The organism is Methanobrevibacter sp. YE315 (genome assembly GCF_001548675.1).
In the GTDB taxonomy this organism is placed as follows: Archaea; Methanobacteriota; Methanobacteria; order Methanobacteriales; family Methanobacteriaceae; genus Methanocatella.
Window position 1 is genome coordinate 754,741 of record NZ_CP010834.1, and the last position, 21,153, is coordinate 775,893.

Consider the following 21,153-nt stretch of genomic DNA (forward strand, 5'->3'; position numbering starts at 1 on the left):
AAGTTTGGGCTATTATGCTCATTTACAGCTTCCATTATTTTTGGAAACCTCGAAAAATTGATTTTAGCATGATCAACCTAACTTTTTTTATTTTTCGGCTAGATTTTTGGTAAACTATTTTTTTCATAAAAGTTATATAATCCTAAAACAATTAATTAATATATTAATTAGAAAAATGGAGTAAAATCATGGCATCATCAGAAATTGGTACTAATGTAATTTTCAAAAAGCAATTAGGTTTAAACTTTGAAATCGACCAGAAATATGTTGGTCTAAAAATGAAGGAGAACAATATCCTATCTTTTAATTTTAGAGTGCCTGGGGATTTGAAGGATGAAGTGGAATCCTATTTCAAAAGATTTAAGTTAGGCGAACCGATTATGGTTGATATTGGGGGAACTGGTGATATCAAATGTGATTTCAAAGGTCTTTCTCCAGTTTTAAAAAGTAAAGATACGTTTGATCAATATTTTATCTCAGCAACTCTTCAAGAGGATAAACAATATGATCCTGCAGAAGAGGAAAAATGTGAAACTTGCAGCGGTTGTGGTTTCCACTAATTTTTTTTAATTTTTTTTAATAAACTAATTTTGATTAGCACTATTTATCCAAAATATTCAGTTTAGAATATACTTTCTTTTTAAAAAGATTATAGAAAATCTTTTATAAGTTCATTTATAAAATAATATTAATGGTGTAATTAAAAGGTTATTTGCCATTTTATAGGATTAATTATTTTACAGGCAAAAGAATTAATTCTTGCTTCAGCTGCAGTTGACGTCATCGATAATCTCATGGAATTTTGATGCATGGCGATTATGATTTTTCAGTAAGGGTTGAAGCATTAAGGTATAAATTATTTGGAGAATCGTAATGGTTTCATTAAGGGATATACTTGAGTTTAGAAAAAATACTAGGGAAAATATTTTTGAAATATTGAAATTAGATTTAAAATCTACAACTGCAAATCCCATTGTTGTATTGGTATTGATAGCAATAATGATATTGCCTTCTTTATATGGTTTAATAAACATTTATGCGTGCTGGGACCCATATGAAAATACTGATCATGTTCAATTTGCAATTGCAAATGAAGATAAAGGAGCTATTTATCAGGGCATGAAAATAGATGCTGGAAAAGATCTAGTTGACATGCTGAAAAACAACACTGACTTTGAATGGGTATTTGTCAGCTCGGATGAACTGCGGGAAGGCGTTCATAATGGAAAGTATTATGCGGGTATGGTGGTTCCTGCCAATTTTAGTCAATCGATTGTTTCGATTACAACCGATAAACCGCATTCGGCGATACTGGAATATTATGTTAATGAAAAAACAAACCCTGTTGCCGCCAAGTTAGCTGATGCCGCTGCAAAAGCAGTATATAATAACATTAATGCAGAGATAGTTACATTTATTAATGTTGCAGCTTATGATAAGCTTGGAGAATTACAGGACGGTTTGGCTTCCGGTGCATCCCAATTGTCAAGTGGTGCAGTATTGTTGTCAAACGGTGCAGGTCAAGTGTCTAGCGGTGCCGGTCAGGTGGCTGGTGGTGCTAACCAATTGTCAAGCGGTGCTCATCAATTGTCTTCAGGTGCAAGTGAATTGGCTGGTGGAGCATCTCAGGTGGCTGACGGGACTCATCAAGTCTCTACAAAAGCCAATGAGGTTTCAACTGCTGTAGATGATGCTGCAGTAGTAATTAAAGACCATACTTCCAGTCCTATAATTCATGAAGTGGTCGATAATATTTCGACTAAGGTTTCAAATGTGTCCGGCAGATTGAATGATTTGGATAATGGTGCTCATGCAGTATCTGATGGAGCATATCAGTTATCTGGTGGTGCAAACGATCTTGCAACCGGGTCTGATGAATTGGCTAGTGGTACTTTAAGTTTAGCTGCTGGTGCGGAATTGCTTGCGAATTCTGCTGCTTCAGCATTGTTCACTGCTTCAAGTTCACTGGCAGGAGCTGCTGCCGGTTTGGATGATGTGACTGGTTTAAATGAAAGTCAAGTCGGTGATTATTTCTATTCTCCGGTTAAATTGGATAGGCATGAAGAATTCCCAACCCATAACTATGGTTCACAGGTGTCTCCATTTTATTTGGTTTTATGTATGTGGGTTGGTGCATTGATTACTTGTGTAATGTTGAAGACAGGAACAAGTATCGGTACTAAGTATAGGCCTCATGAAATGTACTTGGCTAAATTATCATTATTCAGCATTATAGCTATATTGCAGACTACTATAACCTTGTTAGGATGTTATCTGCTTGGAATTGATATTCATAACCATTTAGTTTTCATTCTTTCATGTTACTTCGTTGCTGTGATATTTATGGGACTGATCTATTCGCTGATATCCGTATTGGGTGATGTTGGAAAAGGAATAGCAATTATCTTATTGGTGTTCCAGATTTCAGGTACTGGAGGTATTTATCCGGTTGAAATTATGAATAAGATCTTTGGAGTACTGTATCCTTATTTACCAATGACTCATGCAATAAATATTGTTCGTGAAGCGCAGCTTGGTTTGATATGGGCTAATTACATACCGTCATTCTTAATACTGCTGGGATTAGGAATGGCTGTTGTTTTAATATCAATCATTTTAAAACGTAGTTTCGATAAGCGCACTAAATATTTCGAAGAAAAATTGGAGGAATCTAACCTTTTTAATTAAGGTCGGATTCTATTCTTATTTTTTTTATTTTTTCAAAAAAAGGGATTATAAAATTGTTTTGAACCAGTTTATGGTTTCAATTAGCTGATTTTCAAAGTCTGTAGAATCTATTTTCAAGTTGATTTTTTCCATATTGCTGATGTCTGCCAGTGAGTGTTTGATGTCCCCTTGGCGTTCCGGAAGATAAATAGGTTCCAAATCACTGTTAAGGGTCTCTTTTATTATTTCATATAATCTGTTTATGCTCAGTTTCTCACCGGATGCGATGTTTACAATTCCGTTATAATCTGATTCGCAGGCATTTATGTTTGCCTTTACGACGTCCTTGATGTAGATGAAATCCCTGGTCTGTTCGCCGTCCCCATAAATTTCGGGTTGGGTGTTTTCAAGGATTGCAGTAATGAAATTAGGTATCACCGCAGCATATTGGGAATTTTTATCCTGCTTTGGACCAAATACATTGAAATATCTTAGTGAAACATAATTCAGGCCATAACTGTCATAAAATGACTTCAAATACAGCTCACAGCTCGCTTTTGATGCCGCATAAGGTGATGTAGGCATCGGCTGCTCGCTTTCCTTTAAAGGCATATTCCTATTTTGGCCGTATACTGATGAGGAAGATGAGAATATTATTTTCTTAACATCGTTGTCAACAGCAGATTTTAAAAGTTTCACGGTGGCATTAAGGTTTATGTCTGTGCATTCAACGGGTTTATCGATACTCAATGGAACACTTGCCATAGCTGCAAGATGGAATATATAATCTATATTTGATGTTAAATCATCTAAATTAGTATTGCGAATGTCTCCTTCGATTATTTTTAAATTATTATGTTCTGGTTCATTTAAATGATTAATATTCCCAGTGGATAGATTATCCAGTATTGTGACTTGGTTGTCCTTTAAAACTTCATCTGCGATGTGAGAACCGATAAATCCAAGCCCACCTGTAATTAAAATATTTTTATTTTTCATTTAGCCACCAATAATTAATTTTATTTATAATTAAGCTATTATTTATTATTTTTAAGTAACAATATTTATATATTTTTATATGTATATTATTTTATAAGAGGAGTCTAATAATATGTTTGATTTGGTTGATAGTACCATATTCTTTGCTTCTTATGGTAATGTGTTTGGGTTAAGCAATATAACCATTGGTCCATTTGATATTATTATAGCTTATATTGTAGCTATTATTGTTTCAATTGCTTTGGCGTTAGTTTTGAAAATCCCATTGTTACCTGGCAAACCATATAGGTATTCTTTTGATGTAAGTGCTATATATCCAACTCCAATAATAGCTGCGGGCATCCTTTCGATATTTTTAGTTTTAAATTACACTTTCATGTACAATGGACTTGTATTGGCGGTTATTATAGGTATTTTATCTGCATTATTTGTGAAATATTTATTTGATTTTGTATTTCCAAAGCCTCTAAATGAAGATGAGGGGGAGGATATTTAATGAGTGAAGTAATTGGAATTGTAATTGCAGCAATTCTCTGTTGGTTGAATTTTGTAATTGTAGACACATATTTCGGACTTCCCGAACAGCCTGGAGTTAGAGGAGCCAGGAATATTGGACAAGATGTCGAAAAAAGAGGGGGAGACATTGCTGGCGGATTCTTCCAAGGAAACATTTTATGTTCTCCGGACGCGTCTGCTGGTACATTATTAGCTTCTATTGGATATTTGCTTTTGGGAATTCCTGGGGGAATAATAGCAGCATTCTTTGTGTTTATTGGAAATAGACTATGCGCTGATCCGGGTTATGCCGGAACTACAGGGTGTTTGACAGCAACAGCTATCATTTCCATCTGTTCATTTATGGGCATGGCACCTGAAATGTTCATTGTCGGTATGGTTATTGCGATATTGACAATCATGGGAATAGACCAAGCAAAGGCTTCCATAGTCCTAGGAAAGATTGCAAAAAAATTCAATAGGCATGCTAGGGAGTGATTAGATGTATGTTGAAATTATAGGTATCATAGTCATATTCGTAGCATTAAGAGCTTTAGTAACAAGAAACAGAGCTGAAAGACTTTTATACATAAATGTAATCGGATTTGGAGTATCAGCTATTATAGCATTGGTAATCAATACTCCTTTTGCTCTTGTTGTTGCTGCGGCGTTCTTTATCTGTTCTACAATTAGTGCAAACGCAATTGCTTATACCTTAAAAAGGTTAGATGATGAAATACTGTTGGAGTGAGATAAATGGAGTTTTTCGTATCAATAATCGCAATCGCTTTAATGGTAATCGGAGCATTCGGTATAATATTCCTTGAAAAACCATTGGATAAGGTTATAATGTTTTCAATACTTGATGCAGGTTTCGTTTTAGTGGTTGTACTATTCAAATATTTGGATGTTGCAATGTTTGCAGCCCTAGCAGATCCATTATCTACATTAGTGTTCATTTTGGCTATTGTGAAAATTAATGAAATCAGAAAAAATAAGCTTGCAAGTGGTGATGCAAATGATTAGCGTTTCATTATTTTTCTACTTTGGAATAATTCTGGCAATTGTAGGAAGTATTGCTACAGCATGGGGTCCTGGAGTAAACGACCCTATTGTAAGGACATTCAATACTGAAGTTGCATCTATCGGTGTCTGCTTGGTTTTATTATGTTATAATCACGTTCTGGCGTTATTGACATTCTTGGCTACAACCGTTATTATTACTTTAATCCTATTTAGAGCTATTATTCGTTTGGAAGAAATGGGGGCAGATGTATGAGAATAGGAGTCTTATGGAACAAACTAGCTGAACCAAAAAATATTCCTCGTCTTTTTGCATTCAGCTTAGGAATCATTTTAATCATAGGCCTAATTGTCCCAATGGCTTTAAACCCAGATCAATTGTATGTTAGACCAGCTCCTCAAGAGCAAATTGATGACGGTTTAGCAATCGCTCCATATGATAGGGGTGGTGAAGTATTAAAACAGCCAGGAACCATTAATCCTCAATATCCTGAGAATGCAGCCGAATTGGGAATGATTACAGGTTATATGTCACCGCTGGCTCAATGGGTGTCATCGATATCACCTTACTTCGGTACTTCAATTTATTCATCTCCTGGCGGTCTTATAGATGAAATATTGTATTATACAAGAGGTTTCGATACAATACTTGAATCTTCAATATTAATGATGTCATTTATCATTGCATCATGGTTGTCTATTAATTATACAATGAATAGAAAAAATGATGAGAATGAGATTAGAAAAGATGTTAAAAAAGCTATAACTGATTCAACCAAGGTGGCTAATGAAGTTAAGGCGAATGATGTTAAAGCAAGATCAAAACAATTAAGGAGGGATAACTGATGGTTGTTTTCGTACCTCCTCATGTTCCTGCAGCATTCTTGAGCATGTATTTGCCAGCAATCTATGCAGGATTAATTGTTGGTTTCATTGGAACCATGGCAATAGCGCTTAAAAGAGAAGAGCTACACATTCTTATCTTAACTGATTTGGTTGGCCTTGCAATGATATTGGTAGTGTCTGCTGTTGGAACTGACCTTGCGGAAGCTTTGATTTTGCCGGGTCTGGTAGTTGAACTGGCAGAAACTTTAGCAATCTCTGAAATTTTGATTACAAGGGAAATGCGTATCATTGAGAATAATCCTAGAAGAAACTTATCCAAGTCTTCATCATTATTCCCTCAGCCATTTACCCTAAACATGGAGATTTTAAATACAGCACCTAACTTCATTGCATTGGTTCTGATTGGTTATGGTATATTCCTGACTGGTTTTACTGGTGGTGCAGTAGCTGGTGGAGGAATTGTATTATATGCATTGTCTAAAAAAGCAAGGGGTCTTCCTGTGCTTATTTTGGATGGTGTTGCAGGTGTTTCCGGAATTTCATGGTGTTTATGGATAATCGGTTTCCTATTGTTCTTTGTAACACCTCAATATTGGTTATTAAGTTTATTCTTAGCAGCATGCGGACTATTGTTAAAAGTAGCTTCAAAAGTAGGACTTATGGGACTGCTTATGAGAGAGGACATTGATAAGGAGTAGGTGATGAGTATGGATTTTGTTACACTTGGAGGAGATTTGCTTGGTACAATCCCGCTTGGGGACATAGTGCTGTACCTTACACCATTTAACTTGTTCCTTTTCGCAGTTCTGCTTGGGTTCACTGTATTGATTGCATTCAGTAAGCCTGAAACTCAAATAGAGGCTACAATGCATTATCTGAACAATACCGAAGTTAAAGTAGGTCCTAAGGAATTTAAACAAAGAAGATTCCTGTCAGTACTCTGTGGTATCGCATCTGCAGGGGCAATGATTACTGGAGATTTATTTAACTTTACACTGTTTATGGCATTGGTTGGTATTTTGAATATAGGTATTGTTTCAGCCGTTAAACAGACAAGCGTATTGAATTCAGCATTCAACTATGGTTTGATAGCTATGATGTGCAGTTTGCCGTTGTTTGGCGGTGCGGCCATTATTCTTGCATCAACTGGAACATTATCTCTTGCAGTATTGTCTCAAATGCCTGCAAGCCCGATGGTAGTCTTTGGTGCTGCGTTGATGTTGATTGGTATTTTGGGAGAAAGTGGAGTTGCACCATTTTTCGCAAGTAAGGCGGAAATGTTTAGGACTGCAGGTTCCCCATTTATCGTTATCATTCACTTAAGTTCATTGTTTATTATTGTAAGAGCTGTTGAAATTTTATTATTGGTATTGTGGTAGTGGTAAGTATGGATAGTCAAAAAAGTTTATGTATTGTATTATTGGTATTGTCAACAATAGCTATTCTTGCTTGTTTGGTTATAGACTTTGAAGCATGGATTGTTTATACTGTAGCTATCTTTGGTATACCGTTATGGGTTTTATCCTTAGGATTGTTAACTATGGCTAAACCAAGGCCTGAAGATGCGGAAGAAAGGGTGAAAGAACCGTTTACTGGATATTAGAGTGGTATTATGAATTTAATGGCAGAAATTTTAATTCAAGTAATTATTGCATTTCTAGCAGGAAGTCTTCTTCTAGGTTTGCATAGAAAAATCATGGCTCGTGTTCAGAAACGTCCAGGACCTCCTATTGTCCAGCATTTGCTTCATTCCCTGAAATTTTTCTTTAAGGAAACTGCAATTCCAAAAACAGTTTCAAAAGTGTTTTATATTGGAATCGTGTTTATATTGGCGTTAATCTGGATTGTGGGTGTTATTGCAGGTCCTGTAGCTCATGATTCCTTATTGATATTGTTCGGTGTTTATGCAGTCTATAAAATCGTTGAACATAATGCCGGGTCAAGTTCAGGTTCACCATATGGTAAATTAAGCTGTGTAAGGGCAGTATTGTCTGCGGCAACTGAACTTCCGCTGTTTGCGGCAATAGTATTTGTTTATTTGGTAACAGGATCCATGAACATTAACCAAATCATTGCTTATCAGTCAGCTCATGGTCCTTTGATATTTACAATTCCACTTGCGGCATTGATGTTTTTCATGCTGATTATTACCAAATCCCCATACTCTCCATTTGCAATTACAAAAGACAAGGCTTTGATTTCCGGATTTGAAACAGAGCACTTTGGATTCTTAAGGGGATTCATGCTATTTTCAGAGTCAATTGCATGGTATGTGTTGCTATGGGTATTTTTAACAATATTCTTCGGTCCATTGGATGCCGTTGGATATCTGATTGGTATGCTTGCAATCACATTCATTACAGGATTCATTAATGCTACAACACCAATCTTAAGTCCAAATCATTCAGTAATGACACAAATTACTATCGGAGCAATATGCTTCTTCGGAACAATAATAATGATATTTACAGGAGTGGTAGCATGAATAGTGAAAATGTAATTGTCTATTTGACTTCATTGGTTGCTGTTGGCATAATTGTCGTGGGCCTGTTGACTTCAGTTTTCCACTCAATAATCATACTTCCTATAGTAGTTATCGGAATAATCCTAGCGATATTTACATTATATGCTAAGGGCAACTTTGCACACAAGATTGAAAGTATAGAGAAAATATGTTTTGTTATAACTTTAATAGCAATTATTTGTTCATTTATATTACTTTATAAACCAATGTAGGAGATATTATGTTAGATTATATGATTTATATACTTGTATTTGCTGTTGGATCCATTTTGGGTTTGCTTTACAGTTATAAATTGCATGGCGAGCCTTATGTTGCAGCACCCGAGTTCAACATTCCGTTTGCAATAGTTGCAATTGTAGGATGGTGTCTTGCATTCTGTTCAGGCAATATGATTTTATCAGCAATCGGTTTTCTCCTTGCAGGGTTTATAATGGGGGGAAGGCCTGGATACGGTAGAAAAGAAACCGCAGTAGGTTTGATAATTGCGATTATTATATATTTTATTAAAATTGGCACTATGATGTGATTGGAATGGATGATGATGCTAAATTAAGAGTGATGCAAAAGAGAATAATTAAAAGCTATGCTTGGCAAAGAGACATTATAGTTCCACTTTCCAAGGATTTTGATTGTACTGCTGAAGAGGTAGAAGATTTGTTCTTCTCTCTGTTTGATTTAGGCACACTTGAAGCGTTGCATGGTACATTGGAGTCAGCACGAGACATTTGCCTATATCAGAAGTTCAATGCAGATTTAAGGTTGTGCTGGTTTATCGGCACATTGGAGATAGTGCCTCCTGAAGAGGGTAAAAAATTAAAGATGAAACTAGTTGAAGAAGTTAAAAAAGGCAGGCCTTATGAAGAAGTGCTGAAGGAAGGCCAGTTAGAGTTATATGAATTATTGAAAGAAGAAGCTAAATATTAATGTTTATTAGATTATAGAAAATTAAGAGGGAGTACAATGTTAGATGCTATAAAGGACGCTGTGAGGAAGAGCTCAATTCATGTCTGCATTGTAAATTGTGGAGGATGCAACGGTTGTGATGTTGAAGTTGTCGCATTATTGTCTCCGAGATACGATTTAGAGCAGTATGGAATTTACGTTCAGAATAATCCTCGTGAAGCTGATGTCCTATTGTTGACTGGCGCAGTTACTGAACAATGGGTTGACAACTTAAAGAGAGTCTATGATAAGGCTCCTGAACCTAAAATTGTTGTAGCTGTTGGAAACTGCCCGCAATCTGGAGATGTATTCAATCAGGAGGGAGGCCATGTTCATGCCCCTGCTTCTGACTTTATTCCAGTTGATGCGGCCATTCCAGGATGTCCACCTAGACCTAGCGAGATTTTGGAAGCTATTCTAGCTGTGGGTCCACAAGCTATTGCCGATCGTGGGAGGGAAGAGAAATGATAGTGCCTATTGGTCCAATCCATCCGGCCTTAAAAGAGCCAATCAGACTCAAGCTTCAGACTGAAGGTGAACGTGTTGTTAAAGCAGAGATTGAATTCGGTTATGTTCACAGAGGTATTGAAAAGATAATTGAAGGACAAACTTGGCAGAAAGGAATTTACCTTTCCGAAAGGGTATGTGGTATCTGTTCATATGAGCACACACAGACCTTCGCAGAAACCATTGAACAAATTTCAGATGTTGACGTTCCGCTAAGAGCCCAATTCTTAAGAGTCATTACAAATGAACTTGATAGGATTCAAAGCCATTTCCTAGCCAATTCCACATTTTTCAAATCAATGGACCATGAAACATTATTCATGCATGTTTTGGAATTGAGGGAATACGCAATGGATGCAATCGAATTATTGACAGGAAATAGAGTCAATATGGGTTGGAATGTTGTTGGTGGTGTTAGAATGGATGCCGATGAACGTCACTTCAAGCCGATACTGGAAAACCTTGAAAAAATCGAAGAAGGTTTCGAAACAACCCGTGCACTATTTGCAGAAGGTCCTGCATTGGCATTGAGATGTAAAGGAATAGGTGTAATGACTAAAAAAGAAGCCATCAAAGGCCGGGCTGTCGGTCCTATAGGAAGGGCTTCCGATGTTAAAGAGGATTACAGGATTGGCCATTATACTTATGATGATCATTTTGATTTTAAGGTAATCAGAAGAAAAGAAGGAGACAATTACGCAAGAACATTAACCAGATTTGATGAAATTCCAGAATCAATCAGCTTAATCAGACAAGCTATTGAAAATATACCTAAAGGTGAAATCCGTACTCCCGCTGATTTGAAATCAGGTTATGCAATGCGCAGAAATGAAGCTCCTCGTGGTGAAGTTACCTACATGATTGAAACTAATGGACATTTAATTAAGCATATTTCCATTAGAACACCAAGTATTTCCAATATGGATGCCTGTGCAAAATATATGATTCGTGATGTTCCAACAGTTGCAGATGCAGTTTCAACTTACGCATCCTGTGACCCTTGTGTCGCTTGCGCTGAAAGGGTTGCAATTACTGATGAGCATGGAAAAACAGAATTCAAAAACATTCACGAGGTGATATAAATGTCATCTCTAATGTGGTATATTTTTGATTTTGCAAGAAAGGCTTGGGCGGATGCTTTTGCAGATGCAAAAACCGATCCGGAAATTGTAGAAAAACCGGAAAGATTCAGGGACTTTCCGAAAGTCAACAAGGAATACTGTATAGGATGTGGTGCCTGTACTGTTTCATGTCCATCCCCTAATGCAATCAAAATCGTTAGACAAAAGGATGATGAGACAGGTGAAGGATTGACATATCCTGTCATTACACCTGGCGCCTGTATCCGTTGCGGTTTTTGTGCTGAAGTATGTCCTACTGATCCTAAAACTTTGGAATGTGGTTTAAACCATTTAATTTTGCCTGAATTTAATTTAATTCCATCAAAAAGGCAATATATCGTTGATGATTATTTATGTATTAAATGTAAAAAATGTATGAAGCAATGTCCGGTCGATGCAATACATCTTGTTGACGGCAAGCTTGTCGTAGACCAGCTTAATTGTATTTCCTGCGGGGACTGTCTTGATATCTGCCCTGTAAATGGGGCTATGAAAGGAGTCTTTGTTGATAACCTGCAGGACCAAAAGGATCTGATTCTTTTATGTGTAAACTATTTGGAGGATTACATCAACAATAAGGAAGAAGATTTAAGGTCTTTGGAGAAAAATGGGCTCCTGCAATATGATGTTCCGCTTTCAGAAATATGGGATGATGCATTAAGGATTATTCCTGATGAGGAAATTGCTTTGGAAATAATAACCAATGCAGTAAATAGGCTTAAAATCAGAGTTATCGATTGGGACAAGGACAGATGTGAAAAATGTCAACTCTGTATTACTGACTGTCCTACCGGATGCATTTCATTTGATGAAAAAGAAGATACGATTGTAAGAGATAGAGATAGATGTTTACGCTGCAGTATATGTTATCAGACATGTCCATTTTCAGTGATCAAATATTTCATTGCCAAATTCCTGCTGGATGATGGTGAAAACATTCATGTTACCGTTAAAGCATCTAATTTAAATGAGGATATTGTGGAGTGAGTGTTATGATTGATAGTTATACAAAAACACCAAGACCTTTAAGACATGTTGATGTTGATTATTTAATCGACCAAACAAGCTGTATGGATTGTAAAGACAAGCCTTGTCTTAACTCCTGTCCTATTGATGCAATTTATATTGATGAAGAGGAAGGTTTTGTAAAAATAAGAAATACTTGCTTCGGTTGTGTATTATGCCGTAATGCTTGTCCGCATGATGCCATTTCATTGGATGTGCATATGGCTCCACCAATAAAAGAAAACGTTCCAAATATTAATGTCAAATTATGTAAGGCTTGTGGAGCATGTGTCCAGGCATGTAAAAACGGTTCCATACACATAGTTTCGGATGGAAAGGAAATACCTCATAGTGAAATTGATAAGGATACTTGTGTTCGTTGCGGATACTGTTTCAGAGTATGTCCTACTGACGCTATTAAATACGGTGAATTGCTTCCTAAAACCGTTAAGGGAGGTAAAGCCATTATCGTTAACCAGGATAAATGTATCGGTTGTATGACCTGTACAAGGGTCTGCCCATCGATGGGTGCGATAAATGTTGCAAGAACAAATAAATTGCCTTATATCAATCCTGGCTACTGTGCAAGATGTGAGGAATGTATGCATTCCTGTCCTTCAACAGCAATCAGGTATTCTTCACGTAAAAAAGCTTATAAAATGTATAGTGAGATCAAATCGTTTGATATTGTGTCTACAATTGTTGACCATGACATAAAGATATTGTCATTAAATCTTATCAGTCTAAACAAGGTTTTAGAAAAAGTAGGTAAATCCACAGCATTGGAATTTGATGACCAAAGCTTTGAAAACTTCATTGAGTATAAGGTCAATGATTTGATGGAGAAGGAATTAAAAATCAGTCTAGACACCAATATCGAAATTGATAACTTCACAAAGCTGTTTGGATCATATCTGATGGATAGGAACATTGAAGTCTATGATAACAAATGTATTGCATGCGGTGACTGTTTGAACGTATGTCCTGTTGGTGCAATTCAATTGAACGGCCCTAATCCAATTACCATTAAGGATAATTGTGTATACTGCGGAAAATGTGTAGGGCAATGCAAATTTGATGCAATCGGCGCTTATGATGATTATTTCTACAGCAAAGACACTGATTTGTATTATGCAAGGTCATATTTGCATGACCAAAGGTTAGGTGATTTCTCACTTTCAAGCACCAAATGTCAAGCCTGTGCAATTTGTGTTAAAAATTGTCCTGTCGAGGCATTGACATTGAATGATGATAAGATAGACTTTGACATTGAAAAATGTATTTACTGTAGGCAATGTGAGGCGATTTGTCCTCTTGATGCAATTAGAATTGTTAATTTCAGGTGAGTTGATGTTTGAAAAATCATTTATTACTGATTGTGAAGGTCCATTAACATTAAATGATAATGCTTTTGAATTATCAGCCAATTTCATCGAAAACGGTGGTGAACTATTTAAGATACTCAGTTTGTACGATGATTATTTGGCAGACATTGTTAAAAAAGAAAATTATAAAGCAGGAAATACCTTAAAGTTAATTTTACCGTTTTTCATATCAGAAAATCTTAAAAACAAGGATTTGATTGATTTTTCACAAAAACATATTTATTCAGTAAATGATTCCAAATTTCTGTTAAGCTATTTGAAAGATGCTATGAATACTTACATAGTTAGCACCAGTTATGGCCAATATATTGAAGCTGTATCAAATTATATGGAAGTTCCATTTGAAAATACATTTTACACGAAGGTCAATCTAGATAACATAACTTTAAATGATGACGAACTTAAGAAAATCAATGAATTCAAGGAGTTGATTTTAGCCAACCCAACAGATTATGAGCTGTTCGATGACATCTTCTTCAGTGAAATCGTAAAGATGGGATTTTATGAAGACATTAAGGATGTTGATGTTGTCGGTGGTGAAGGCAAAAAATTGGCCATTGATGAAATAATTGAAAGGGATGGCATAGATACTGATGAGATTTTATATATTGGCGACAGCATTACCGATGTGGAGCCGCTGGAATTTGCACGCAAAAACAATGGCATAAGCATATCATTCAATGGAAATGAATATCCATTGAAAGTGGCTGAAATAGCTATAGTTTCACCAAGTGCGGTTACAACAGCTGTCATTGCCAATATTTATGCAGAAAATAATAAAAATAAGGTTTTAGAATTTATTAATGATTATAATAATTCAGATGATTATGAAAGTTTATTTGATGACTACAATATTAATTCAGATATAAAAAATAAGTTTTTCTCAGTATTCAATAATGAAGATTATCCGATAATTCAAATTATCACAGATGACAATTTTGATGATATTTTAAAACCAAGCAAGGAAATGAGAAATAATATTCGTGGTCAGGATATAGGTGGATTAGGATAAAATTGGTGAATTAAAATGAGTTATGATAAAGTACAAGACACATTCTTCGAAGCCTTTGAAGGAAAATATGTAAGAGCTTTAATTACAGGACCAAATGAGAAAATTGTAAGAAGAGCAGCTTATGATTCAACTTCAACACCAAGTGCAGTGATAGGCAGAGTTGAAGGTGGTGTAGAAGGATTTTTAGATGAATCTCAAACCCCGGACGGCAGATTAGGCGCCGTTGTTCAATACTGGCTAGACGGGGATGACGTTGAAAAGTTCGCATTTGAACTTTCATATAGGTTAAGACAGGATGTGCTGGTTAAACCGTTTACCCGTATTTTTGATTATTCTGATAAGGACAGTGATGAATTCATTGAAATGATGGATATCGTAGGTCACTGCGGTGATGGATATGAATGGATTGTAGAGGAATACGGAAGAAAAATGATTAATGTTCCAATTGCAGTTCCGGATTTCCAAATCGAAGAAAAATTCAGGATTAATGATGGGATAATGGGAGGTAACTTCTGGTATTTATGTTCCACACCCGAAGCAGTATTGGATGCAGGTGATGCAATTATTGATGCAATAATGGATGTTGAAGGAGCTACAGCACCATTTGATATCTGTTCTGCAGCATCAAAACCAGAAACAAACTATCCTGAAATCGGACCAACAACCAATCATTTTTATTGTCCTTCTTTAAAAGAATCTTTAGGAGATGTTTCTAAAGTTCCTGAAGGAGTTAACTACATTCCTGAAGTTGTGATTAATGCAATTGATGAAGAATCCATGAACAAAGCCGTTAAGGCAGGTATTGATGCCGCTTTGGAATTTGACGGTGTAATCGGAATATCAGCAGGCAATTTTGATGGCAAGCTTGGAGACAAGAATATTAATTTATTAGATATTTTAAAGTAGGGTTTTAAATGGAAATTTTAGATAATGACTTAAATGCAGAAATTATAGGTTTTGGAGCCTTAAATGTTGATAAACTCTATTCAGTAGAAAATATCGCAGGTAAAGATGAAGAAAGTTTTATAAAAAGCAAAACTGACACTCCAGGAGGTTCCGCAGCAAATACCATAATTGGTTTGTCCAGATTGGGATGTTCAACATCAATCATTGGAAAAATCGCAGAAGACGATGACGGAGATTTGATAGAATACAATTTAGCCATAAACGGCGTTTACAGTAACAATCTTATTTACTCAGAAACAGGTTCAACAGGCAAATGCCTTGGATTTGTCGATGCGGACGGTGAAAGATGCCTGTATATTGATCCTGGAGTAAATGATGAAATTAAAATTGACGAGATAAATCCTTTAAACATTATGAGATGTAAAATAATGCATTACACATCCTTTGTTGGAGATTCATTCAAAACTCAAATTGAGCTATTGGAAAAGCTCAGCAAAGATACAGTATTGAGTTTTGATCCTGGAATGCTGTATGTTCAAAAAGGATTCAATGAGATAAAACCGATTCTTGAGCGAACAGATATTCTGCTCATCAATGAACCGGAATTAAGATTATTATGTAATAATAATGAAGCTTCCTTAAAAGAGCTGGCTATTGGTTTCCTTGATTTGGGAATTGAAACCGTTGTTGTCAAGCAAGGCTCAAAAGGGGTGTTTGCAATGAACAATTCAACAGACTGCTTTGTTGAAGCATATGAATGCGATGTTGTGGACACTACCGGTGCCGGAGACAGCTTCAATAGCGGATTTTTATATTCGTATTTGAATGATTTCGATTTGGAAAAATCCTGCAAAATCGGAAATTGGGTTGCAAGCAAGTCAATCGAAGGATTTGGAATGGATAAGTTCCCTTCCCTGAAGGATTTAAGGAGTTCTTTTAAGTAAAATTATATTTATTTAAAAAATTATTTAGTTGGTATAAAAATGAATGTATCTTTTATAAAACAGATGAAAAATTTGGAACGTGAAGTTCTTTTGAAGTCTGTTGAATTAGATGATGATGGTGAAGATTTCCAGTTTGAACTGAATGATTTCAGCGGAGAACAGGAAATCATTGCTATTGCACCAAGATGTGTGAGGTGTAACACCTGTGTTAGTGAATGTCCAGTTAATGCAATCGAACCAGCTAATATTTTTAGAATAGCTAAGATAACTGATAAATGTGTTAAATGTGAAATTTGTGTCCAGACCTGTCCGGTTTCGGCAATCAAATTGATCAACAATTCAGTTTCTTATGATGATGAGGACGAGCGTGAGGTTATTGAATATAACTTGTCCAATGTGAGGAGCCCTCACAGAGTAGTTCGTATGAACAGCATTTCAGTTGATTATACGATTGATACTAATTGGGATGATTGCGCAAACTTATGTCCGACTAACGCATTCACTCTTCAATTTAAAGAGTTTTTTGAAGATTTGAATATGGATTTGGGCATAGAATTGATTGAAGATGAATTATATCCTCATATCGATGAAAAAATGTGTATTGGTTGCGGAGCTTGTGTTGAAATCTCTCTAAATGACTTTGCAATTGAACTGGATAGGTACATCGGACCTATCATTCATAGCAGATTCATTGATATTAATCATGAATCATGTGTAAATTGTTATTTGTGTGAAGAGAATTGTCCGACAGGAGCTATAGAATTAGTGGATGGTAAAGTTGTTTTAGACGATGACAAATGTGTAAGATGTGTTGAATGCACAAATCATTGTCCGGTTGGAGCTCTAAAAAGAGTAGATATTGAATAAAATGGGGTCTGTTTATGAAAGCAAAAGAATTAATGGATAAAGATTTCGTATACTTAAACGCTAACGATAGTGTAGTTGAAGTTTCAAAAGTAATGGAAGAAATTAGACGTTTTACTTGTCCAGTTGTAAATGACGATAAGCAGTTAATTGGATGGATAACTTCATTTGACATTACAAAAGGTTTAAGGGAAGGAAATGAAAAGATTTCAGAAATAATGAGCGGTTATGAAGAAATTGCTACTGTTAATGAAAATGATCCTGCAAGAAAAGCAGTTTTATTGACAGCAAACAACAAGTTCGTTACCGTGCCTGTTTTGAATGACAAAAAACAGGTTATAGGAATGGTACGTTCCTGCGATATTGTAGCATTGTTATCTGAATTGTATGATATTAAGGTTGTAAAACTATACAAAGCAATGCAAAATCAACTCAACGGTGTAACCTGGGAAGAGCTTATGGCGGCATCCGCATTGGTATCTCAAAAAACCACCGGCAAAAAGATTTCACCTGAAGAATATGAAGCAAACATAATGAATTCCACTTTCGGTGAAGCTATCTGGGCAACTGGCGGTTTGGAAAAATTCTTTGCAGGTTTAATTTCAGTGGGTGAATTGGTTATTGCACGTAGAGTAGGAAAAGCAAGAAGATAGATTTTAGTGATGTTTATGCGTGAATATAATGAGTATCAAGACAAAACAATCCTTGTAACTGGAGGAGCAGGTTGCGTCGGAAGTAACTTGACAAAAAAATTTGCAGATTTGGGTGCAAAGGTAATAATATTGGATAACCTATCCTCAGCATATGAATGGAATATTGCCGATAGTGAAAATATTGAATTTATAAAAGGCGATATTTTGGACGATGCCGTTTTAAAAAGGGTATTCAAGCAAAAGCCTGATTATGTATATCATTTGGCAGCACATTTTGCAAATCAGAACAGTGTAGACAATCCTGAAAAGGATTTGATGGTCAATGGGATCGGAATTTTAAAAGTACTTCAATATGCACAGCTTACAGGAGTAGACAGGTTTGTTTATTCTTCATCAGGATGTGGCGTTTATGGCCTGGATTCAAAAATGCCGTTTGAAGAGCATGATATTTCTATTTCACTCCACACCCCATATCAAGTAACCAAACTCTTAGGCGAACTTTACACAAACTACTTCCACAACTTATATGACATGAATATTGTCAATGCAAGATTTTTCAATGTATTCGGTCCGGGAGAGGTTCCGGGCAAATACAGAAACGTAATCCCAAACTTTATGTTCTGGTCTAAAAACGGACTGGCATTACCGATAACAGGGGATGGAACTGAAACAAGGGACTGGACATTTGTAGACGATATCTGCAATGGATTGATAGCAATGGGAATTGAAGAGGAAGCTATCGGTGAGGCCATTAATCTTGGTTCAGGAAAAGATCACAGGGTAATCGACATGGCAAACAAAATAAATGCATTAACTGGAAACGAAGCCGGAATAAACTTTGTCGCTCGCCGTGATTGGGATGCCAAAACAAAATTGTTGTCATCTATTGAAAAGGCAAAGGACATTTTGGGTTACTCTCCGAAAGTATCTTTTGATGATGGTCTTGAAATGACCCATGACTGGTTCTGTCAAAATTGGGATGACATTTTCGAATCTGCAGAATTCTGATTTTATTTTTTTTATATTTTTTTATATATTTTTTAAATTTTTATTTAAATTTTTAATATTTTTTTTTAATTATTTTTATATCTTATAATATTTTTTTAGCAATGAAAAAGAATCGTAAGTAAACGGTAATCTTTTGACAAAAGTAAATATTTTATACTTTCATTCAGATATATATTAACAATCAGAAATTGTTAAAACAATATTTAAAATAATATTTACAAATTTTAGATATTTTTACATTAATTATTAAAACATTCAACAGAATTTTTTAAAATAATTAATCAATTTATGATAAAATATAGGAAAATTTTGTGATAGATATGGTGGAAGAAAATAGCAATATGCTACATGGCACTGGTGATAAACCGCCTGCACTCAGGTTGGTTTTACTTGCTATTCAGCATGTATGTGCAATGTTTGGAGCTACTATTCTGGTTCCTATTGTAGTAAACACTACTGCTGGAGCGAATATTCTATCAATCCCTGTAGCATTAGTTTCATCTGGTTTAGGTACATTGATTTATCTGGTCTGTACCCGTAATAGAAGCCCAGTATATCTGGGAAGTTCGTTTGCGTTCATTGCTCCTATGGTTGCAGGTTATGCAATAGGGGGTACTGGAAGTGTATTCACAGCATTGATGATTGTAGGTATTGTTTATGTAATTATTTCAATGATTATCCGTGTTTCAGGTCCTGGATGGATTAACAAGCTGCTGCCTCCTGTCGTTGTCGGACCGATGATTATGGTTATCGGTTTGTCCTTAGCGCCAACAGCTATTCAGGAAATCGGTCTTGACTTGACAGCAGTTCCATGGAACAATCTGCTTGTCGCTTTTGTTTCATTCTTGATGACTGCAATTGTAGCGGTTCGTGGAAGAGGAATCCAGCAGGTCATTCCATTTTTAATAGGTATTATTGTAGGTTATATTGTAGCGGCGTTACTTGGTATGGTTGATTTTGCTCCTGTATGGGCAGCTAATATTATTGAAGTTCCTAAGTTCTATTTGCCATTTGTGAATTATAAGCTGAACTTTGCAGCAGTCCTGACCATCGTTCCGATTGCTCTGGTAACTATGGTGGAGCACGTTGGGGACCACAAGGTATTGAGTGAAATCATCGGCCGTGACTTGATTGAAGATCCTGGTCTTCAAAGAACCTTGCTTGGTGACGGTCTTGCAACATTCTTAGCAGCATTCTTGGGAGGACCTGCTAATACAACCTATGGTGAAAACACATCTGTTGTTGGTATGACTCGTGTTGCATCAACTTACGTTATCGGTCTTGCTGCACTCATCGCAATTCTATTTGCATTCCTAGGACCTTTAACTGCTCTTTTAACAGCTATTCCTCAACCTGTTTTAGGTGGTATATCTGTATTGTTATACGGTTTCATTTGTGTAAACGGTCTTAAAATTTTAATCAACAATCAAGTTGACTTCAACAACACCAAAAATGTCGTTGTAGCAGCAACAATGCTCGTTTTAGGATTAGGTGGAGCTGCATTATCATTTGTTTCTGGTGATTTGTCAATATCTATTTCAGGAATGTCTCTTGCAGCTATTGTCGGTGTGCTTTTAAATTTACTTGTGCCGGAGGAAAAACATGAATGAGTTTGTCTTAAATCATCCGTTGATAACCCATAAGCTTGCAATCCTAAGGGATATCAATACAGGAACTAAGGAATTCAGGGAATTGGTCACTGAAATATCAACAATTCTTGTTTATGAAGCTATGTGGGACGCAAAACTTGAAGAAGCAACAATCGAAACCCCTCTTGAAAAGATGGATACCGGAATGTTGAATGAAGACAACTATGCGGTTGTTCCAATCTTAAGGGCTGGAATGGGTATGGTTGATGGTATTTTGAATGTAATTCCAAATGCAAAAATAGGCCACATTGGACTTTACAGGGATGAAGAGACTTTCCAACCTATTGAATATTACTATAAGATGCCTGAGGGAATCGACAAAAGGGAAGTTCTTGTAATTGACCCTATGCTTGCAACAGGTGGAAGTGCATCCGCAACAATATCAAGGCTCAAACAGGATGGAGTTACTAAAATCAAACTGTTATGTATTGTAGCGGCTCCTCAAGGAATTAAAACAATTGAAGAAGATCACCCTGATGTTGAAATTTTCTGTGCAACAGTGGACAGGGAGCTGAACGAAAATGCATACATCCTTCCTGGCCTTGGGGATGCAGGTGACAGAGTATACGGAACAAAATAGTGAAGTTTAACTTCACTTTTATT

At 36.1% G+C, this 21,153-nt stretch carries 28 protein-coding genes; 27 read left to right on the top strand and 1 reads right to left on the bottom strand.

Features of this window, described 5'->3' with window-relative positions:
* Positions 1–188: 188 nt before the first annotated feature.
* Complete coding sequence (locus tag TL18_RS03400; protein WP_067041329.1) at positions 189–560, top strand: hypothetical protein; 372 nt, start codon at positions 189–191, stop codon at positions 558–560.
* Between the two features lie 313 nt (positions 561–873).
* Positions 874–2,688, top strand: coding sequence for a YhgE/Pip domain-containing protein (locus TL18_RS03405; RefSeq protein WP_067041332.1), 1,815 nt, complete (start codon positions 874–876; stop codon positions 2,686–2,688).
* A gap of 45 nt (positions 2,689–2,733) precedes the next feature.
* Here TL18_RS03405 and TL18_RS03410 read toward each other — a convergent pair whose 3' ends face one another.
* The gene (locus TL18_RS03410; protein ID WP_067041335.1) at positions 2,734–3,666 is read right to left on the bottom strand and encodes an NAD-dependent epimerase/dehydratase family protein; all 933 of its coding nucleotides are present in this window, start codon (positions 3,664–3,666) and stop codon (positions 2,734–2,736) included.
* Positions 3,667–3,778: 112 nt separating this feature from the next.
* On the opposite strand from TL18_RS03410, the gene ehaA reads away from it, so the two are divergent.
* The 25 genes from ehaA (at position 3,779) to upp (ending at position 21,130) form a co-directional block, all read left to right on the top strand.
* Positions 3,779–4,162, top strand: a complete 384-nt coding sequence (gene ehaA / locus TL18_RS03415; RefSeq protein ID WP_067041337.1) for an energy-converting NiFe hydrogenase A subunit EhaA — start codon at positions 3,779–3,781, stop codon at positions 4,160–4,162.
* Complete coding sequence (locus TL18_RS03420) at positions 4,162–4,659, top strand: hypothetical protein (protein WP_067041341.1); 498 nt, start codon at positions 4,162–4,164, stop codon at positions 4,657–4,659. Before ehaA ends, TL18_RS03420 begins: the two co-directional genes overlap by 1 nt.
* A 4-nt stretch (positions 4,660–4,663) precedes the next feature.
* Positions 4,664–4,912, top strand: coding sequence for a DUF2109 domain-containing protein (locus TL18_RS03425; RefSeq protein ID WP_067041345.1), 249 nt, complete (start codon positions 4,664–4,666; stop codon positions 4,910–4,912).
* Between the two features lie 5 nt (positions 4,913–4,917).
* Entirely contained in the window at positions 4,918–5,187 is a 270-nt protein-coding gene (locus TL18_RS03430) for an EhaD family protein (protein WP_067041348.1), read from the top strand.
* The gene (locus tag TL18_RS03435; protein ID WP_067041351.1) at positions 5,180–5,440 is read left to right on the top strand and encodes an EhaE family protein; all 261 of its coding nucleotides are present in this window, start codon (positions 5,180–5,182) and stop codon (positions 5,438–5,440) included. The genes TL18_RS03430 and TL18_RS03435 overlap by 8 nt, the downstream gene beginning before the upstream one ends.
* On the top strand, positions 5,437–6,030 hold the full coding sequence (locus TL18_RS03440) for an EhaF family protein (RefSeq protein WP_067041354.1): 594 nt from the start codon (positions 5,437–5,439) through the stop codon (positions 6,028–6,030). Before TL18_RS03435 ends, TL18_RS03440 begins: the two co-directional genes overlap by 4 nt.
* The gene (locus TL18_RS03445; RefSeq protein WP_067041357.1) at positions 6,030–6,728 is read left to right on the top strand and encodes an EhaG family protein; all 699 of its coding nucleotides are present in this window, start codon (positions 6,030–6,032) and stop codon (positions 6,726–6,728) included. The genes TL18_RS03440 and TL18_RS03445 overlap by 1 nt, the downstream gene beginning before the upstream one ends.
* Before the next feature lie 9 nt (positions 6,729–6,737).
* On the top strand, positions 6,738–7,409 hold the full coding sequence (locus tag TL18_RS03450; RefSeq protein WP_067041360.1) for a hypothetical protein: 672 nt from the start codon (positions 6,738–6,740) through the stop codon (positions 7,407–7,409).
* An 8-nt stretch (positions 7,410–7,417) separates the two neighbouring features.
* Positions 7,418–7,633, top strand: a complete 216-nt coding sequence (locus TL18_RS03455; RefSeq protein WP_067041363.1) for an energy-converting hydrogenase A subunit I EhaI — start codon at positions 7,418–7,420, stop codon at positions 7,631–7,633.
* Between the two features lie 9 nt (positions 7,634–7,642).
* Complete coding sequence (locus tag TL18_RS03460) at positions 7,643–8,515, top strand: respiratory chain complex I subunit 1 family protein (protein ID WP_067041366.1); 873 nt, start codon at positions 7,643–7,645, stop codon at positions 8,513–8,515.
* Positions 8,512–8,766: a hypothetical protein gene (locus tag TL18_RS03465; protein ID WP_067041369.1), complete on the top strand. Its 255-nt coding sequence runs from the start codon at positions 8,512–8,514 to the stop codon at positions 8,764–8,766. Before TL18_RS03460 ends, TL18_RS03465 begins: the two co-directional genes overlap by 4 nt.
* A gap of 8 nt (positions 8,767–8,774) precedes the next feature.
* Positions 8,775–9,080 carry an energy-converting hydrogenase subunit EhaL family protein gene (locus TL18_RS03470; protein WP_067041373.1) on the top strand — a complete coding sequence of 102 codons (306 nt, stop codon included), beginning with the start codon at positions 8,775–8,777 and terminating at the stop codon, positions 9,078–9,080.
* Between the two features lie 5 nt (positions 9,081–9,085).
* Positions 9,086–9,478, top strand: coding sequence for a DUF1959 family protein (locus TL18_RS03475; protein WP_067041377.1), 393 nt, complete (start codon positions 9,086–9,088; stop codon positions 9,476–9,478).
* A gap of 36 nt (positions 9,479–9,514) precedes the next feature.
* The gene (locus TL18_RS03480) at positions 9,515–9,964 is read left to right on the top strand and encodes an NADH-quinone oxidoreductase subunit B family protein (protein ID WP_067041380.1); all 450 of its coding nucleotides are present in this window, start codon (positions 9,515–9,517) and stop codon (positions 9,962–9,964) included.
* Complete coding sequence (locus TL18_RS03485) at positions 9,961–11,085, top strand: nickel-dependent hydrogenase large subunit (RefSeq protein ID WP_067041382.1); 1,125 nt, start codon at positions 9,961–9,963, stop codon at positions 11,083–11,085. The genes TL18_RS03480 and TL18_RS03485 overlap by 4 nt, the downstream gene beginning before the upstream one ends.
* Positions 11,086–12,111 carry a 4Fe-4S binding protein gene (locus tag TL18_RS03490; RefSeq protein ID WP_067041385.1) on the top strand — a complete coding sequence of 342 codons (1,026 nt, stop codon included), beginning with the start codon at positions 11,086–11,088 and terminating at the stop codon, positions 12,109–12,111.
* Entirely contained in the window at positions 12,108–13,475 is a 1,368-nt protein-coding gene (locus TL18_RS03495; protein ID WP_067041388.1) for a 4Fe-4S binding protein, read from the top strand. Before TL18_RS03490 ends, TL18_RS03495 begins: the two co-directional genes overlap by 4 nt.
* Positions 13,476–13,479: 4 nt before the next feature.
* The gene (locus tag TL18_RS03500; protein WP_067045390.1) at positions 13,480–14,526 is read left to right on the top strand and encodes a hypothetical protein; all 1,047 of its coding nucleotides are present in this window, start codon (positions 13,480–13,482) and stop codon (positions 14,524–14,526) included.
* A gap of 15 nt (positions 14,527–14,541) precedes the next feature.
* The gene (locus tag TL18_RS03505; RefSeq protein WP_067041391.1) at positions 14,542–15,432 is read left to right on the top strand and encodes a formylmethanofuran--tetrahydromethanopterin N-formyltransferase; all 891 of its coding nucleotides are present in this window, start codon (positions 14,542–14,544) and stop codon (positions 15,430–15,432) included.
* An 8-nt stretch (positions 15,433–15,440) separates the two neighbouring features.
* Positions 15,441–16,376, top strand: coding sequence for a carbohydrate kinase family protein (locus TL18_RS03510; protein ID WP_067041394.1), 936 nt, complete (start codon positions 15,441–15,443; stop codon positions 16,374–16,376).
* A 39-nt stretch (positions 16,377–16,415) separates the two neighbouring features.
* Positions 16,416–17,243: a 4Fe-4S binding protein gene (locus TL18_RS03515; RefSeq protein WP_067041397.1), complete on the top strand. Its 828-nt coding sequence runs from the start codon at positions 16,416–16,418 to the stop codon at positions 17,241–17,243.
* 14 nt (positions 17,244–17,257) lie between these two features.
* Positions 17,258–17,893: an HPP family protein gene (locus tag TL18_RS03520; protein ID WP_067041401.1), complete on the top strand. Its 636-nt coding sequence runs from the start codon at positions 17,258–17,260 to the stop codon at positions 17,891–17,893.
* A gap of 15 nt (positions 17,894–17,908) precedes the next feature.
* Positions 17,909–18,901: an NAD-dependent epimerase/dehydratase family protein gene (locus TL18_RS03525; RefSeq protein WP_067041404.1), complete on the top strand. Its 993-nt coding sequence runs from the start codon at positions 17,909–17,911 to the stop codon at positions 18,899–18,901.
* A gap of 320 nt (positions 18,902–19,221) precedes the next feature.
* Positions 19,222–20,511 (top strand): uracil-xanthine permease family protein, encoded by a 1,290-nt coding sequence (locus TL18_RS03530; protein WP_067041407.1) that lies wholly within the window; start codon positions 19,222–19,224, stop codon positions 20,509–20,511.
* Positions 20,504–21,130: a uracil phosphoribosyltransferase gene (gene upp, locus TL18_RS03535; protein ID WP_067041410.1), complete on the top strand. Its 627-nt coding sequence runs from the start codon at positions 20,504–20,506 to the stop codon at positions 21,128–21,130. The genes TL18_RS03530 and upp overlap by 8 nt, the downstream gene beginning before the upstream one ends.
* The last annotated feature ends 23 nt before the right edge of the window (positions 21,131–21,153 follow it).

Excerpts from the sequence above, each read along its gene's own strand:
- TL18_RS03400 (WP_067041329.1), top strand. The coding sequence starts at position 189 with ATGGCATCATCAGAAATTGGTACTAATGTAATTTTCAAAAAGCAATTA.
- TL18_RS03405 (WP_067041332.1), top strand. The coding sequence starts at position 874 with ATGGTTTCATTAAGGGATATACTTGAGTTTAGAAAAAATACTAGGGAA.
- TL18_RS03410 (WP_067041335.1), bottom strand. The coding sequence starts at position 3,666 with ATGAAAAATAAAAATATTTTAATTACAGGTGGGCTTGGATTTATCGGT.
- ehaA (WP_067041337.1), top strand. The coding sequence starts at position 3,779 with ATGTTTGATTTGGTTGATAGTACCATATTCTTTGCTTCTTATGGTAAT.
- TL18_RS03420 (WP_067041341.1), top strand. The coding sequence starts at position 4,162 with ATGAGTGAAGTAATTGGAATTGTAATTGCAGCAATTCTCTGTTGGTTG.
- TL18_RS03425 (WP_067041345.1), top strand. The coding sequence starts at position 4,664 with ATGTATGTTGAAATTATAGGTATCATAGTCATATTCGTAGCATTAAGA.
- TL18_RS03430 (WP_067041348.1), top strand. The coding sequence starts at position 4,918 with ATGGAGTTTTTCGTATCAATAATCGCAATCGCTTTAATGGTAATCGGA.
- TL18_RS03435 (WP_067041351.1), top strand. The coding sequence starts at position 5,180 with ATGATTAGCGTTTCATTATTTTTCTACTTTGGAATAATTCTGGCAATT.
- TL18_RS03440 (WP_067041354.1), top strand. The coding sequence starts at position 5,437 with ATGAGAATAGGAGTCTTATGGAACAAACTAGCTGAACCAAAAAATATT.
- TL18_RS03445 (WP_067041357.1), top strand. The coding sequence starts at position 6,030 with ATGGTTGTTTTCGTACCTCCTCATGTTCCTGCAGCATTCTTGAGCATG.
- TL18_RS03450 (WP_067041360.1), top strand. The coding sequence starts at position 6,738 with ATGGATTTTGTTACACTTGGAGGAGATTTGCTTGGTACAATCCCGCTT.
- TL18_RS03455 (WP_067041363.1), top strand. The coding sequence starts at position 7,418 with ATGGATAGTCAAAAAAGTTTATGTATTGTATTATTGGTATTGTCAACA.
- TL18_RS03460 (WP_067041366.1), top strand. The coding sequence starts at position 7,643 with ATGAATTTAATGGCAGAAATTTTAATTCAAGTAATTATTGCATTTCTA.
- TL18_RS03465 (WP_067041369.1), top strand. The coding sequence starts at position 8,512 with ATGAATAGTGAAAATGTAATTGTCTATTTGACTTCATTGGTTGCTGTT.
- TL18_RS03470 (WP_067041373.1), top strand. The coding sequence starts at position 8,775 with ATGTTAGATTATATGATTTATATACTTGTATTTGCTGTTGGATCCATT.
- TL18_RS03475 (WP_067041377.1), top strand. The coding sequence starts at position 9,086 with ATGGATGATGATGCTAAATTAAGAGTGATGCAAAAGAGAATAATTAAA.
- TL18_RS03480 (WP_067041380.1), top strand. The coding sequence starts at position 9,515 with ATGTTAGATGCTATAAAGGACGCTGTGAGGAAGAGCTCAATTCATGTC.
- TL18_RS03485 (WP_067041382.1), top strand. The coding sequence starts at position 9,961 with ATGATAGTGCCTATTGGTCCAATCCATCCGGCCTTAAAAGAGCCAATC.
- TL18_RS03490 (WP_067041385.1), top strand. The coding sequence starts at position 11,086 with ATGTCATCTCTAATGTGGTATATTTTTGATTTTGCAAGAAAGGCTTGG.
- TL18_RS03500 (WP_067045390.1), top strand. The coding sequence starts at position 13,480 with ATGTTTGAAAAATCATTTATTACTGATTGTGAAGGTCCATTAACATTA.
- TL18_RS03505 (WP_067041391.1), top strand. The coding sequence starts at position 14,542 with ATGAGTTATGATAAAGTACAAGACACATTCTTCGAAGCCTTTGAAGGA.
- TL18_RS03510 (WP_067041394.1), top strand. The coding sequence starts at position 15,441 with ATGGAAATTTTAGATAATGACTTAAATGCAGAAATTATAGGTTTTGGA.
- TL18_RS03515 (WP_067041397.1), top strand. The coding sequence starts at position 16,416 with ATGAATGTATCTTTTATAAAACAGATGAAAAATTTGGAACGTGAAGTT.
- TL18_RS03520 (WP_067041401.1), top strand. The coding sequence starts at position 17,258 with ATGAAAGCAAAAGAATTAATGGATAAAGATTTCGTATACTTAAACGCT.
- TL18_RS03525 (WP_067041404.1), top strand. The coding sequence starts at position 17,909 with ATGCGTGAATATAATGAGTATCAAGACAAAACAATCCTTGTAACTGGA.
- TL18_RS03530 (WP_067041407.1), top strand. The coding sequence starts at position 19,222 with ATGGTGGAAGAAAATAGCAATATGCTACATGGCACTGGTGATAAACCG.
- upp (WP_067041410.1), top strand. The coding sequence starts at position 20,504 with ATGAATGAGTTTGTCTTAAATCATCCGTTGATAACCCATAAGCTTGCA.